Origin of the sequence: Pseudomonas sp. WS 5532, from assembly GCF_012985445.1 — a bacterium.
GTDB lineage: Bacteria > Pseudomonadota > Gammaproteobacteria > Pseudomonadales > Pseudomonadaceae > Aquipseudomonas > Aquipseudomonas edaphica.
Window position 1 is genome coordinate 75,739 of sequence record NZ_JAAQWK010000005.1, and the last position, 13,500, is coordinate 89,238.

At 59.1% G+C, this 13,500-nt stretch carries 14 protein-coding genes; 8 read left to right on the forward strand and 6 right to left on the reverse strand.

What is annotated here, in order from left to right:
- Positions 1-93: 93 nt before the first annotated feature.
- The 4 genes from HBO23_RS10915 to HBO23_RS10930 form a co-directional block, all read right to left on the reverse strand.
- The gene (locus HBO23_RS10915) at positions 94-981 is read right to left on the reverse strand and encodes a farnesyl diphosphate synthase (protein WP_170038034.1); all 888 of its coding nucleotides are present in this window, start codon (positions 979-981) and stop codon (positions 94-96) included.
- Positions 978-1,220 (reverse strand): exodeoxyribonuclease VII small subunit, encoded by a 243-nt coding sequence (locus tag HBO23_RS10920; RefSeq protein ID WP_003176346.1) that lies wholly within the window; start codon positions 1,218-1,220, stop codon positions 978-980. The genes HBO23_RS10915 and HBO23_RS10920 overlap by 4 nt, the downstream gene beginning before the upstream one ends.
- A gap of 150 nt (positions 1,221-1,370) precedes the next feature.
- The gene (locus tag HBO23_RS10925; protein WP_017136005.1) at positions 1,371-1,739 is read right to left on the reverse strand and encodes a MerR family transcriptional regulator; all 369 of its coding nucleotides are present in this window, start codon (positions 1,737-1,739) and stop codon (positions 1,371-1,373) included.
- Positions 1,678-2,322: an NAD(P)H-dependent oxidoreductase gene (locus HBO23_RS10930; protein ID WP_026013600.1), complete on the reverse strand. Its 645-nt coding sequence runs from the start codon at positions 2,320-2,322 to the stop codon at positions 1,678-1,680. Before HBO23_RS10930 ends, HBO23_RS10925 begins: the two co-directional genes overlap by 62 nt.
- Before the next feature lie 207 nt (positions 2,323-2,529).
- On the opposite strand from HBO23_RS10930, the gene HBO23_RS10935 reads away from it, so the two are divergent.
- Positions 2,530-3,561, forward strand: a complete 1,032-nt coding sequence (locus tag HBO23_RS10935; RefSeq protein ID WP_170038036.1) for a PDDEXK nuclease domain-containing protein — start codon at positions 2,530-2,532, stop codon at positions 3,559-3,561.
- Between the two features lie 59 nt (positions 3,562-3,620).
- Here the strand turns inward: HBO23_RS10935 and HBO23_RS10940 are convergent, their stop codons facing one another.
- On the reverse strand, positions 3,621-6,791 hold the full coding sequence (locus HBO23_RS10940) for a hypothetical protein (protein WP_170038038.1): 3,171 nt from the start codon (positions 6,789-6,791) through the stop codon (positions 3,621-3,623).
- 646 nt (positions 6,792-7,437) lie between these two features.
- On the opposite strand from HBO23_RS10940, the gene HBO23_RS10945 reads away from it, so the two are divergent.
- From HBO23_RS10945 to HBO23_RS10975, 7 genes are all read left to right on the forward strand, one after another.
- A complete protein-coding gene (locus tag HBO23_RS10945; protein WP_032865490.1) occupies positions 7,438-8,019 on the forward strand; it encodes a YjfI family protein in 582 nt (193 codons plus the stop codon).
- Between the two features lie 17 nt (positions 8,020-8,036).
- On the forward strand, positions 8,037-8,735 hold the full coding sequence (locus HBO23_RS10950) for a PspA/IM30 family protein (protein WP_017136010.1): 699 nt from the start codon (positions 8,037-8,039) through the stop codon (positions 8,733-8,735).
- Positions 8,736-8,906: 171 nt separating this feature from the next.
- A complete protein-coding gene (locus tag HBO23_RS10955; RefSeq protein WP_099547565.1) occupies positions 8,907-9,467 on the forward strand; it encodes a rhomboid family intramembrane serine protease in 561 nt (186 codons plus the stop codon).
- 172 nt (positions 9,468-9,639) lie between these two features.
- Positions 9,640-10,302 (forward strand): DUF2491 family protein, encoded by a 663-nt coding sequence (locus HBO23_RS10960; RefSeq protein ID WP_099547566.1) that lies wholly within the window; start codon positions 9,640-9,642, stop codon positions 10,300-10,302.
- Between the two features lie 15 nt (positions 10,303-10,317).
- Entirely contained in the window at positions 10,318-10,746 is a 429-nt protein-coding gene (locus tag HBO23_RS10965; RefSeq protein ID WP_017136013.1) for a DUF350 domain-containing protein, read from the forward strand.
- An 18-nt stretch (positions 10,747-10,764) separates the two neighbouring features.
- Entirely contained in the window at positions 10,765-11,478 is a 714-nt protein-coding gene (locus tag HBO23_RS10970) for a DUF1190 domain-containing protein (RefSeq protein WP_017136014.1), read from the forward strand.
- Positions 11,479-11,490: 12 nt separating this feature from the next.
- On the forward strand, positions 11,491-12,648 hold the full coding sequence (locus HBO23_RS10975; RefSeq protein ID WP_170038040.1) for a glutathionylspermidine synthase family protein: 1,158 nt from the start codon (positions 11,491-11,493) through the stop codon (positions 12,646-12,648).
- 140 nt (positions 12,649-12,788) lie between these two features.
- Here the strand turns inward: HBO23_RS10975 and ycaC are convergent, their stop codons facing one another.
- Positions 12,789-13,421 carry an isochorismate family cysteine hydrolase YcaC gene (gene ycaC / locus HBO23_RS10980; protein ID WP_170038042.1) on the reverse strand — a complete coding sequence of 211 codons (633 nt, stop codon included), beginning with the start codon at positions 13,419-13,421 and terminating at the stop codon, positions 12,789-12,791.
- Positions 13,422-13,500 lie beyond the last annotated feature (79 nt).

A 13,500-nucleotide genomic window follows, 5' to 3' on the forward strand; every position in this document is an offset into this window, starting at 1 on the left:
GTATAGAAGAGGCGGCAGTTTACCTCAAGCGGTGCAAACTGCCCACGCAGGGCGCCGAACTTGGCCGATATGCGGCGCGAAAGGCCGCGGTTATCAGTGGCGGCGTTCGACGATATACCGCGCCAGGTCGCGCAGTGGCTCGGCCGCCGCGTCGAAAGGTCGCAGGGCGTCCAGGGCCTGGTCGCGCAGTTCCAGGGCGTAAGCCTTGGCGGCATCAAGGCCCAGCAACGCCGGATAAGTCGGTTTGTCCCGGGCGATATCCGCGCCTTGGCGTTTGCCCAGGGTGGCGGTGTCACTTTCCACGTCGAGAATGTCGTCCTGCACCTGAAACGCCAGGCCGATGGCCCGGGAATAGGTCTGCAGGGCCGCCAATTGCGCAGCTTCGGCGCGGCCACTGGCCAGGGCGCCCAAGTGTACGGCGGCTTCGATCAGCGCGCCGGTCTTGTGACGGTGCATATGTTCGAGGGCTTTTTGGTCGAGCTTGAGGCTGACCGAACCCATGTCGATGGCCTGCCCGCCGACCATACCGGCCGGGCCTGCGGCCAAGGCCAGGGCCGTGACCATGCGCAGGCTGATCTCGGCATTCACGCTGTTCAGGCGTGGGTCCAGCAAGGCGCTGAACGCCAGGCTCTGCAAGCCGTCACCGGCGAGGATCGCGTAGGCTTCGTCAAAGGCTTTATGGGTGGTGGGCTGGCCGCGACGCAGATCGTCATCGTCCATGGCCGGCAAATCGTCATGCACCAGGGAATAGGCATGAATCAGTTCAACCGCACACGCCGCGCCATTGGCGTGCTCGGCCGGCGCACCCAGGGCTTCACAGGCCGCATACGCCAGCAGCGGGCGCACACGCTTGCCGCCATTCATCACGCTGTAGCGCATGGCTTCATACAAGCGCTTCATCTCCGGGCCTGGCGCTACGAACAAAGGTTCGAGTGCCGCATTGACCCGGGCCTGGCTGCTGGCCTGATACGCATCGATCATTCGGGCTGTTCCGCATCGAAAGGTTCTTCGGCCAACTCGCCGTCGCGCTCCAGCAACACCTGCACCTTCTGCTCTGCCTGCGCCAACGCGCTCTGGCAGTCGCGCGTCAGGCCGATGCCTTGCTCAAACGCCGTCAACGAGTCTTCCAGCGACAACTCGCCGTTCTCCAGACGCTCAACCAGGGTTTGCAGGTCGGCGAGGGATTGTTCGAAATCGAGTGCAACTTTTTTGCGGGCCATGGCGGCTAATCCGGTAGACGGTAAACCGGCGCGACACTAGCAGACATGGGGATTCTGGGCAAATGAGCGGGGCTGTCACTGGTCTGCCGTTGAGCCGAATAAAATGCTTATTCGGCTCATTTCGTGAGCCGATTAGGCATTTTATTCGGCTCAGCGCATACCGCAGTATTGCCCCTGTGCGTCCTTGAGCTGCGCTTCAAATGCCATCAACCCGGCCTGCATTTTCTGCAGCCCGGCAATCTGCCCGGCCAGTTCGCACTTCTTGCTGGCGATGGCCTGGTCTGCCCTTTCCCAAGGCAACGCATCGCCCTCGTGCCCGTGCAAAATACCCTGCAACTCCTTGAGCTTGAACCCCAATTGCTGCGCGCATTTGATCAGCGTCAGCAACTCGACACTCTGCGCCGAGTAAACTCGATAACGCCCCGCACGCTGTGGCGCTGGCAGCAGGCCAATCGCTTCATAATGACGAATCGCCTTGATGGTCGTGCCCGACAACTGCGCGGCTTTGCCGATGTACATGAAAACTCCTTTTTTCAAATAGTGCGCCGACCTGTTTCAGCCACGTGTCGCGCTGCGTTGCGGTTGATCCCAGTACAGGTCCGAACATCAGCGTCTTGGTCGGCTTGATGCCGCAAAAGGCCAGGGTCGTGCTGCGCATCTGATGAATCCCCGGCATGCGATAGACCCAGCGGTAATACCACGTCGGCGTGTCCAGGGTCACCAACAAATGGGCGGTGCGGCCCTGCAGCAGCTTATCCGGGAAAGCCTTGCCCTTACGGTATTTGAAGGCAAAGCCGGGTAGGAAAATACGGTCGATGAAGCCTTTCATCAATGCCGGGATGCCGCCCCACCAGATCGGGAAAACCCACGCCAGATGAGTCGCCCAGAGGATATCGGCTTGGGCGCTGAGCAAATCGGGTTCCAAGGCTTGGGGCAGGGCATAGCCGTTATGCAGGACCGGGTCGAAAGCCAGTTCGCCTAGCCGCAGGACGCGTACCTCGTGGCCGGCGATTGTAGCCGCGTGGATGTAGGTATCAGCGACGGCTGAGCAAAAACTGGTGCTGGAGGGGTGGCCGAGAATGAGCAGGATGCGCTGAGTCATGGTGCCGAAGCCTGAAAGTGGGCCTTTCAGGGTAGGGTGTGCTGTATAGGGGAGAGTCAAGGCACGGCCCAGCAATGCGTCGATTTGCAAAGGCCAGCAGGACGTTTCTGTGATCTGTGCAAGGCCCTTCCTGAAGCGCTCGCGGCCCCTTGTGACGGTAAAAACCACTGACTAGCCTGTGCCTCTCCAGTCAAGAGTGAAACGGGCATGAGCGAAACCTCCATCGGCTTGATCACGCCTGCTGTGGGCTACAGCGACTGGTTGAGCGACCTTAAACTGCGCATCCATACGGCCCAGCAGCGAGCAACGCTGGCGGTGAACCGCGAACTGGTGCTGCTTTACTGGCAGATCGGCCACGATATTCTGACCCGCCAAGCCGCGCAGGGTTGGGGCAGCAAGGTGGTTGATCGCCTTGCCCAAGACTTGCGCGCGGCCTTCCCCAAGATGAAGGGCTTTTCGCCGCGCAACCTCAAATATATGCGCGCTTTTGCCGAGGCGTGGCCGAATGCCGAATTTGTGCAACAGGCTGCTGCACAATTGCCGTGGGGCCACAATGTGGTGCTTCTAGACAAACTACCCGGCCCCGAAACGCGCCGGTGGTACATCGCCCAGGCAATTGAACACAACTGGTCACGTAGCACGCTCGTGATGCAAATCGAGCATCGCCTGCTGGAGCGCAGTGGCAAGGCCGTCAGCAATTTTGAACACCATTTGCCCAAGCCCCAATCCGACCTGGCGCGCGAATCGCTCAAGGATCCTTATCGCTTCGACTTCCTCAGCCTGGCTTTGGATGCGCAGGAGCGCGATATAGAAAACGCGTTAATCAAGCACGTCACCGACTTCCTGCTTGAACTGGGCGCCGGCTTCGCCTTTGTTGGGCAGCAGGTGTTGCTGGATGTAGGCGGTGATGAGTTTTTCGTCGACCTGTTGTTCTATCACCTGAAGCTGCGCTGCTACGTAGTGATCGAACTCAAGACAGGCAAGTTCAAGCCCGAACACCTCGGCAAGCTGAGTTTTTACCTGTCGGCAGTGGATGTTCAGCTTAAACACCCACAGGACGGTCCCACCATTGGCCTGTTGTTGTGCAAGAGCAAAAATGAAGTGGTGGCTGAATACGCATTGCGCGACAACAACCGGCCGATCGGCGTGGCGGAGTATCAGTTGGTGGAGTCTTTACCGGCAGAGCTACAAACCAGTTTGCCAAGCATTGAGCAGATTGAGCGGGAGCTGGCGGGTTAGGTGCGTTTAACCGTTACAGCCTGCCGTTCAGGCAGGCTGCAACCGTTGAGTGGATAAAATCAGGCCCTTTCCTGCTTGCCCGCATCCATGTCCGTGCTACCCCAGGGCCGCCAGTCATCGGTATGTCGTTCACTGCCATGGGGGCCGCTGGAGCTGGTGCCGCCGGCCAGGAATTTTTCCCACAAGTTCTTGCTGTCGGGGTCGCTGTCCTTGTGCAGGTAGGGTGCCAGCCGCGTCAGGGAGCTGCCTTTTTTGTCTTCGGTTTCCTTGAAGTGTTTCCATTCGTCCGACTGGTACTCGAACATCGATTTGTCGTCCGGCGTGTCGCGACCGCCGTACATATAGGTGGCATAACGCGCGTATTCGAGCTTGTCGCCCCAGTCGTCCTTGGTCACGCCGGCAGCGGCGAGGTCTTTGAAGAACTTGCCTTGGGAGTCGGTGAGCTTTTGCATTTTGGCATGCTCGACCGCCTCTGCGATCAAGGTGCCTGCCACCCCGAAGATCACACCGGCCACGGCGAAAACCGGGCCAGCAATACGGGCGCCGATGGCGAGCCCGCGTACCACGGTGGCGGCAACATCACCGGCCAGTTTGCCAGCCAGGTGAGCGCCTTTGGGGGCGAACATCGCGATGGTATTGGCAATGGCCATACCGGTACCGGATGCACCCCCGCCCAGGGTGAAGGCTGCGTCGGTTTTTTCCAGTGCGGTCTTGGCATTTTTGAGTTTGCGTGCGCCGGAAACGATGTCCATCACGCCGCCGGTCAAATCCAGGCCGGCGCCGCCCATAAAGCGCAGGAACGAGCGCCCGGAGGCGATCGCAATCTCGGATTTTGACGCCGGGCTACCTTTGCCGGGAATGTCCTTGACACCCATGTGTTCGCCAAGGGATTTGGCCGCGTTGTCGTACTCCTTGACCTCATCGGCCGACAGGTTGCCCACGTCGAGTTTCTTGAGGGTTTCGGACGACTCTTTAACCTGGGTGCTGATGGAGGCAGCCAGTGCGTCGGATTTTTCGGTGGCTTTCTTGCCCCAGATATCCGGCAGGTTTTCGTCGATCAGCCCCAGCCATTCAGTGGCTTTGATTTTTGCCGGGCCTTTGCCGTCTTTATCCACGTCAGGTTCATAGGGTTTAGTGCCTCCCAGGGTTTCCACAATGTTCGAACCGAACTTGAGGAAGTCGTTAGTAAAGCTCAAGCCGGCGACCAGGTCTTTGGCGGCGGCGATTTTCTGGTCGTCGGTCATGTTGCCGCCGCCATTGGCGAGCTGCAGGGCGCCGCTGACCAGGTTCATGGTGCCCGCCATGGCACTCAGCCCGCCGGTGGAACTGGCGGTGTGCAACACCGTCTTCAGGGAGCCGGCGGCCGCCTCGCGTTTGTCGCCCAGGCCCTTCAACTGGGTGTCGACCACCTTGTCGATGGCTTTCGGGTCGCCGCTGGCGGCTGCGAGACGAATGGCCGCTGCGATCTGTTTGTTTTCGGCCGGTGTCAGCCCTTTGATATGGCCGTCGAGGATGTCGATCTCATCCTTCATCTTTTTGTACATGTCGTAGGTTTTGTCGCCTTTGTCCAAGCCACCGAGGACGGCGTTGATACCGCCCTTGATCATCGTGAACGAGGCTTTCAACCCACTTTCGGCATTTTCCGGCGAAACCTTGTCGGGGTTCTCCATGTAGGTGTTGAGCTGGTGCGTCATCATGTTCTGGTCGAATGTCTGACGGCGTGCGGTGTAACTGTCCGGTTCGAGGATGCGCAGCGATTCAAAATAACGGTCTACGTCTAACTCGGCCATTTCGGATTTCTTTGGGTCGCCAGAGTCATTCATGGCAATTACATAGTCTTCGAAGTTCAAGTTGGCATCACGCGTGCCGTCTTTGAACAGTGCCGGGAACACTTGCTCGCGAACTTCATTCAAGCGATCTTGCGACAAGCTGCCGACACTGTTCTTAAGTTCTACGTCGTAACGGTCTTTAATGCCTTCTTTGCCCATGAGTGTGGAAATTTCTTTGGCGAGTTTGTCCTCGTCGACCATCTCCTTGACGTCCTTGCCGTTCAACTTGGTCGGGCTCTTATCCGTTTCACGGTAAGTGCCGCTGCCCAGGTTGATACTCTCGGCATAGCCGTACAGGTCATAGCCACTGTCGAGTGCGGCCTGGGCGTCCATCAGCTTGACGATCTTGGCCTCATCCGAGTGCTCGGTCAGCTTGCCGCTCTTGATGTCATCGCGGATGCCCTGCACAAAGTTCTCGGCCGTCTGGCCGCCCACGGTCTTGTCGTTGGGCAGTTCCATGTCCATCAGCCCTTCGGCGCCGAAGGTGGGGATGTTGTATTTGTCGCGCAGGGCCTGCACGTCCTGTGGCTCATCAGGCGGCGCGGCCTTGTCGGTATGGGTCGCGTCCTTGACGTGCATCAGGTCGCCCTTGAGGCTTGAGTAGCCGTACTTGCCGAAATCCTGCAAGCGGCCGGCCTCGGTACCGTGCCGGGCCTCTTTGTCTTTGGTGAAGCCATCAATGCTGTCGTTGTCTTTATTGCGCGCGTCATAACCGGTCAGCAACTTGCCGTTTTCATCGATGCTGACCACATGTTCCAGCACTTGGGTAGCGCGGTACGCGGCGTCGGCGTCGGTCTCGAAGTCGCCCACTTGCTTCTTGAGGTTGTCCTTCACATCGCTCTGGTTGCCGAGGTTTTTCAGCAGGGGCGTGGCGTCGATAATCTCCTTGGCCGAACGCGTGTCACCGTCGGGGCGTTTCTGCTTGTCGCCCAGGTCCGACTTGACCACTTCGCCGCGCAGGCTCGAATACCCGTACTTGCCAAAGTCCTGCAAACGGCCCGCCTCGGTGCCATGCCGGGCTTCGCCGTCCTTGGTGAAACCGTCGATGCTGTGGTTGCCGACCTCCTTGCCATCGGTGAGCTTGCCGTCTTCGTCGATGTATTCCACGTGCTCCAGCACCTTGGACGCGCGATAGGCGGCATCCGCATCTTTATCAAAATCACCGACCTGCTTTTTAAGGTTGTCCTTCACCCCGCTTTGATTGCCCAGTTGGGCAAGCAGGGGCGTGTCATCGATGATTTGCTGGGCCGAGCGGGTGTCACCTTCGGGGCGTTTCTGGCTTTTGCCCAACTCATCTTTGGGCGCGGCGGCGGCTTTTTTGACGGACTTTTCCCAGGCAGCGACAGAGCTCTTATTAGTGACCGCGGCGTCCTTTGGGGTCGTTTCTACCTTCGCTACCATGGTTACTCTCCTGATGTAAGTGTGGCCCGGCTATTTTTAAAGCGCGCGGGGCCGTACAACTTCCTGGTTAACTACCCGAGGCTGTTTATTTGATAACAAGAGGGCGGCCTTAGTTGGGTGGCCGCTGTGTATGAATGCTGTGAATCGCAACGTCACGGAACTACGTCACGGAACTACGTTACGGAACTACGTTACGGAACTTAGCACGGAGTTTTGGCTGATTCGCAACGCCTTCACAACAATTCACAACGCCAAGGTGATTTCGGAACATTTATGCAGTAAGGCCGGTGCCCGAAAAAAAGCCCGATGGTCACGGTGCGCTTGCGCTAGAGCGTGGCGAGGCAAGTGTGGGCGCGCCAACAATGGCATTTAACCGTTCATCAGGTTGGAACAATCGAGCCTCAGCCTTGAGCGATGGGCGCTGCTGGGTGGTGCGGGAAAAAGTGAGACAAAAAATCTCACGCGTGAGCTATTGAGCCTGGCGGAAATTGCCTGTAGATTTTCTCACGCGTGAGATTTTCACAACGAGGCCAGTACCATGAAAAGCAGCTCTCCATCGAGCCCGCCCGCAGAGCCCGATACCGATTCAGCAAGCCGCAAGGGAGAGCGCTTGAAACCGCCGGTTAAAAAGCCGTCGAGCTTTTACATGAAGCAGATGCGCGCGGGGCTGGCGGCCGCCGGTTATGTGAAACACGAGACTTGGGTGCTTCCCGAAAACCGAAGCCTGCTCAAGCAAATGGAGAAACAGCTTCGCCAACCGATTCTGGCTGGCTCATTCATGTCGGAGAATTTCATGAGCGCAGGTACCAACTGGAACATCGACCGCCTCTTCAGCGCGCTGCAAGCCCTGGACGAAGTGGTCGCCAAAGACATTACGCTTTCTCTGGTTCAAGGTTCCGAGTCCAGCATTAAACTGGAAATGAACGACTTCGGGGGCTTGCCGATTTACATCGCGGTGGTGGGCGAGCAGATCATCGTCGATACCGTGCTGGTCGACGTCGAGTCCATCAACGACGTAACCGCCTTCAATGACGCCGTGCTGCGCAGCCGGGAGATGTTCCCGTTGTCGTCGATCGGTATCGAGTCCATGCCGAACGGGCAGGTTGTTTACAACATGTTTGGTGCGCTGAGTTCCGACTCCAGCCTGACCAACATCGTGACCGAGGTGAAAACCCTGGTCGATAACGTGCAGCGCGCCAGCGAAGCCTTCGAACGTTTCTTCAATTAAGTATTCGGGAGTATCCAATGACTCAGTCCATCTGGAGCAAATTGTTCACCGCGCTGCGTGGCGGTGCCAGCGAAGTCGGCGAATCGATCGTCGACCAACAGGCCCTGCGCATCCTTGATCAAGAAATTCGCGACGCCGACACAGCATTGGCCAACGCCAAGCGTGAGCTGGTGAGCATCATGGCCAAGCACAAGCTGGCAGCGGACCGCGTAGGCGAGTACGACGCCAAGATCAAAGACCTGGAATCCAAGGCGATGGCCGCTATCCAGGCCAACCGTGAAGACCTGGCCCTGGAAGTGGCCGAAGCCATTTCGACCCTGACCAACGAGCGCGACGCCGAGCAAAAGCAGACCGCCGAGTTCGGTGGCTACGCCGACAGCATGCGCAAGGACATCACCAAGGCCGAAAGCCGGATCAAAAGCCTGCGCCAGCAAGTGGACATGGCCAAGGCCCGCGAAAGCGTGCAAAAGGCCCAGGTCAGCGCGTCCGTCGCCAGCGGCGGCGCCAACGGCAAGCTGGAGACTGCGGTGGGTACGCTTAACCGCCTGCAAGCCAAGCAGCAGCAACGTGCCGCTGAGCTGCAAGCCCAGGATGAACTGGCCGAGGCATCGACCGGTACTGACCTGGAACGCAAACTGCGCGAAGCCGGCATCACGCCGGACACCGGCAGCGCTAATGCGATTCTGGAGCGTCTGAAGCAAAAGTCGGCCGAGTAGCGCTGCCACTGCCCGACCCGTGGCGAGGGAGCTTGCTCCCGCTGGACTGCGTAGCAGTCCCATTTTTAGGGCCGCTGCGCAGCCCAGCGGGAGCAAGCTCCCTCGCCACAGTGACCGTGTTCTTTCTAAGCGGGCGGGCATTGACTGTGCCCTTTTTACGTCGAGGTCAGGATGGACGCCCTGAAGGGTTTCAAGACAATCGCAGGCCTGGCCGTGTTCATGGTCGCGCTGCAACTGCTCAATGTCGCCACCGGTTACAGCCTCATGGCATTCGGTCTGATCCCGAGGACCGTGCAGGGCCTGTTCGGCATCCTCACCTCACCGTTTCTGCACGCCTCCTTTGCCCACCTGGGCGCAAACCTGATTGCGTTTGTAGTGCTGGGCACCCTGGTCATGGCTGAAGGGCTCAACCGTTTCATAACCGTCAGCGCGATTATTATCCTGCTGGGCGGTTCGCTGGTCTGGCTGTTCGGGTTTACCGGCGTACACGTCGGTGCCAGCGGCTGGGTCTTTGGGCTATGGGCCTACCTCTTGTCGCGCGCCTGGTTCCACAGGAGCTGGAGCAACCTGTTAGTCGCCGGTGTGGTGGCGGTGTTTTATGGCGGGTTGATCATGGGGTTTGTGCCGCGCCAGGGGATTTCCTTCGAAGGGCATCTGTTTGGTGCGCTCGCCGGCTTTATTGCTGCCAAGGTACTTCTCTCAACACCGCGCAGCAGGTTTAATGCCGGGTGAACGCACTTGCGCCTACCGACGCTGAGGCGATGGCGTCAGGAATCAAGTACCCAGGGAGTCAGGGGCGACATGTCGAATTTTCTTGTGTGGCGCTCGGGCGTCATCTTCCGCTTTTATTGTTTCTCATCTATTCCCTTCTCTATCGCTTCCACCCACCTCAAGGAACTCTCCAATGGGATGGTTTAAACAGTTGATGGGGCTTGAGGCCCCACAAACGAATGCCGAGTCAATATCGCCGCTGCCGACCACCGGCCCGCTAGGCCTGGCGCCCGGCAAAGGCGTGATGTTCGACACCACCCTGAAATTGTTGCTCGATGGGAAAACCTCGGTGGTGATCCCCGGCTCCCAGGAAGTCTGGGCCAACGGCACCGTTGACCTCGGGCAATCGACCTGGCTGTCGCGCTACTACATGAACGACGAAGATTACTGGCTGCAAGTACACACCACCGGCGAAGTCGCCGGGCAGGTCGAGTCGGTGATCCTGTTCAATTACTTGAGCTACGTCACCCTCAGCAGCGAAGCGGAACTGCGCAGGCTGGCAGGCCCACAAAGCCTGATCGGGCTACCGACTTACACCCACAACGGCGTCGAATACACCCGTGTTTGGGGCAGCGAAGCCGGCCAGACCGAACTGGTGGCGATGAGCGAGCGCGTAATAAACCCGGAAGACGCCTACAACGTCGAGCACCGTTCGATGCTGTACGCCCGCGACACCGGCCTGACCGATCGCCGCGAGTTCCTGCTGTTTTCCGTCGAAGAAGATGCCGAGGGTGGCATCAGCCTGAGCACGTCGCTGGGCATTTCGCTGTACACAACCGACCTGACTGCGCTCTAAAAAAGGAAGCCATCCATGCTAGAAGCTCTCTCCATCTCCCTGAACAAAGCGGCTGTGCTCGGCTTTGTCATCTACATCCTGGGGGCTGCGGTGCTGTTCGCGCTGTTCCAGTTCATCTACACCCGCATCACTCCGCACAAGGAGTTCGAACTGATCCGCGCCGGCAACGTTTCGGCGTCGGTCGCCCTGGGCGGCGCGATCATTGGCTTCGCCATTCCGGCCAGCAATGTGATTGCCTACTCCATCAGCCTGCTGGATTTTGTCGTCTGGTCGGTGATCGCCGCCGTCGTCCAGTTGCTGGCGTTTCTGCTGACCAGCCTGGTGCTCAAAGGCACGTCCGAGCGCATCAAGAATGGCGAAGTTGCGGCCGGCATCTACGTGGCCGCCGTGGCTATCAGCGTCGGCATGCTGAACGCCGCGTGCATGACGCCCACCCAGTACTGATTGCGCACGGAGCTCTCGATGAAACGAAGCAAGTACGTCCAGCTGTCGCTGGCAGCGTCGGTCGCCATGGCGATATCTGGCTGCGGGCCGACCGAAAAAACCTACGATTTGCAGAAGAAGTACAACTTCCAGTCGGTCCAGCAATGCGCCGATGAAAAGCTACCGGTCGACGTCTGCTCCGACGCCTACATGACCGCCATGGCCGAGCACCGCCGCATCGCGCCGGTGTACGACAGCCAGACCGATTGCGACGCCGACTTTGTCGCCGACTGGTGTCAGCAAGACTCCTCCGGCAAGTTCATCCCAAGGCTGGGCGGTTTCGAACTGACCGCCGAAGGCCAGGTGACCCAATCCCAGGTCGATGCGGCCAATGCCCAAGTCGCCGGTTCGCAAGCCAACAGCGGTGGTTCAGGCTTCTCCACCAGCAGCCTGCTGACCGGCCTGTTGATCGGCAACATGCTCAGCAACAATCGCAACAGCTACCGCTCCGAGCCGGTGTACCGCTACCGCGATGATCGCGGCAATTACGGCAACTCGACGCTCAACCAGCGTGTCTCCAACGGGGCGACCTTTGGCCGTTCCAACCAGGCCCGATATGGCAGCAGCAATTACTCCAACACGCTGCGCTCCTCCAGCAAACCGGTGAACGTTGCGTCGTCCACCTCCCGTGGCGGCTTCGGCAGCAAAGCCAGCGCCCGCAGCGGCTGGGGCGGCGGCGGTTCGAGCAGTTAAGGAAGCCAGGCCATGAAGAAGATCCACTGCGCAGAACGTCATGACTGGAAACAGACCGCCGACAGCCTCGGCTTCCTGTTCCACACCATCGACGGCGAACCCTACTGGGACGAAAGCGCGTACTACCAGTTCACGCTCCAGCAAATTGAGCGCGACCTCGAAGACCCGACCACCGAGATCCATGACATGTGCATGGACCTCGTGGCCCGCGTGGTGCAAAACGAGGAATTGCTGGAACGCCTGAGCATTCCCGCGCCGTTCTTCGACATGATCCGCACTTCATGGCTCGAAGGCCACCCGCACCTGTACGGGCGCATGGACTTCTCCTACAACGGCAGCGGGCCAGCCAAACTGCTCGAGCTCAACTACGACACACCCACCAGCCTCTATGAAGCGGCGGCGTTTCAATGGGGCTGGCTGGAGCAATGCATTGAACGCGGCCTGCTGCCCAAGCACGCCGACCAGTTCAACAGCATCGACACCAAGCTGCATCAAGCCTTCGCCCAATTGCAGCTCAACCAGCCGTTCTACTTCGCCTCGATGAAAGACTCGATCGAAGACAAAGGCACCACCGACTACCTGCGCCTGGTCGCCGAAAAAGTTGGTATTGAATCCCGCCACATCGACATCGAAGACATCGGCCTCACCAGCGAAGGCCGCTTCGTCGACCTTGAGGATCGCTGGATTCCCCACCTGTTCAAACTGCACGCCTGGGAGTTCATCTTCCACGAACCCTTCGGCGCCGCGATTGCCCAGAGCGACACCCAGTTCTTCGAGCCCGCGTGGAAAGCCATCCTCTCCAACAAAGGCATCCTGCCGCTGCTGTGGGAGTTCAATAAAGGCCACCCGAACCTGCTTGCCTCCCACCTGGACCCCGACCCCGGCAAAGCCGTGCCAAAGGGCTGGGTGCGCAAACCGTTCTTCTCCCGCGAAGGCGCCAACATCGAACTGCAAACCGCCGACGGCCTGATCGTAAAAGAAGACGGCCCCTACACGGACGCGCCGTTCATCCTTCAGGAATTCGCGCCGCTGCCACGCTTTGGCGACAGCTATACACTGATCGGCTCCTGGGTCATCGCTGACCAAGCCGCAGGCATCGGCGTGCGCGAAGACAACAGCCTGATCACCAAGGACTCAAGCCGGTTTCTACCGCACCTGATCCTCGACTGAACCACCCCAATCGCAACGCAGCAAAGACCAAATGTGGGAGCGGGCTTGCCCGCGATGACGGTATGTCAGCCACCGAATGTAGTGACTGATTCACCGCCATCGCGGGCAAGCCCGCTCCCACAGGTTAAAGCCGCTCAACCTCACCCCTGACGCGCTGCCAGCACCGAATAGCTGTTCATCAAGTTCCGATAGTTAGGAATCCGCTGCGACAACAAATTCCCCAGCCCCTCGATATCGTTGCGCCAGTCACCCTGCAACTCACACGCCACCGAAAACCAATTCATCATCTGCGCCCCCGCCTGCATCATCCGGCTCCACGCCGCCTGCTGCACCGTCGTATTAAACGTGCCCGACGCATCCGTCACCACAAACACCTCAAACCCCTCCGCCAGCGCCGACAACGTCGGGAACGTCACACACACATCCGTCACCACACCCGCAATAATGATCTGCTTACGCCCAGTCGCCTTGACCGCCTTGACGAAATCCTCGTTGTCCCACGCATTGATCTGACCAGGGCGAGCGATGTACGGCGCCTGCGGGAACATCTCCTTCAACTCCGGCACCAACGGGCCGTTAGGGCCTTGCTCGAAACTGGTGGTGAGAATGGTCGGCAAGTTGAAGAACTTGGCGACGTCCGCCAGGGCCAGCACGTTGTTCTTGAACTCGTTGGGGGAGAAGTCCTGTACCAGCGAGATCAGGCCGGTTTGGTGGTCGATCAGCAGAACAATGGCGTCGTCTTTGTTCAAGCGGCTGAGGGTTGGCGTGCTCATGGTTGAAGTCCTTTTTTGATTGGGTTGGTTTGGCGTTGCGTTCAACATGGGCACAGATTAATGGGTGGGTTGGACGTGA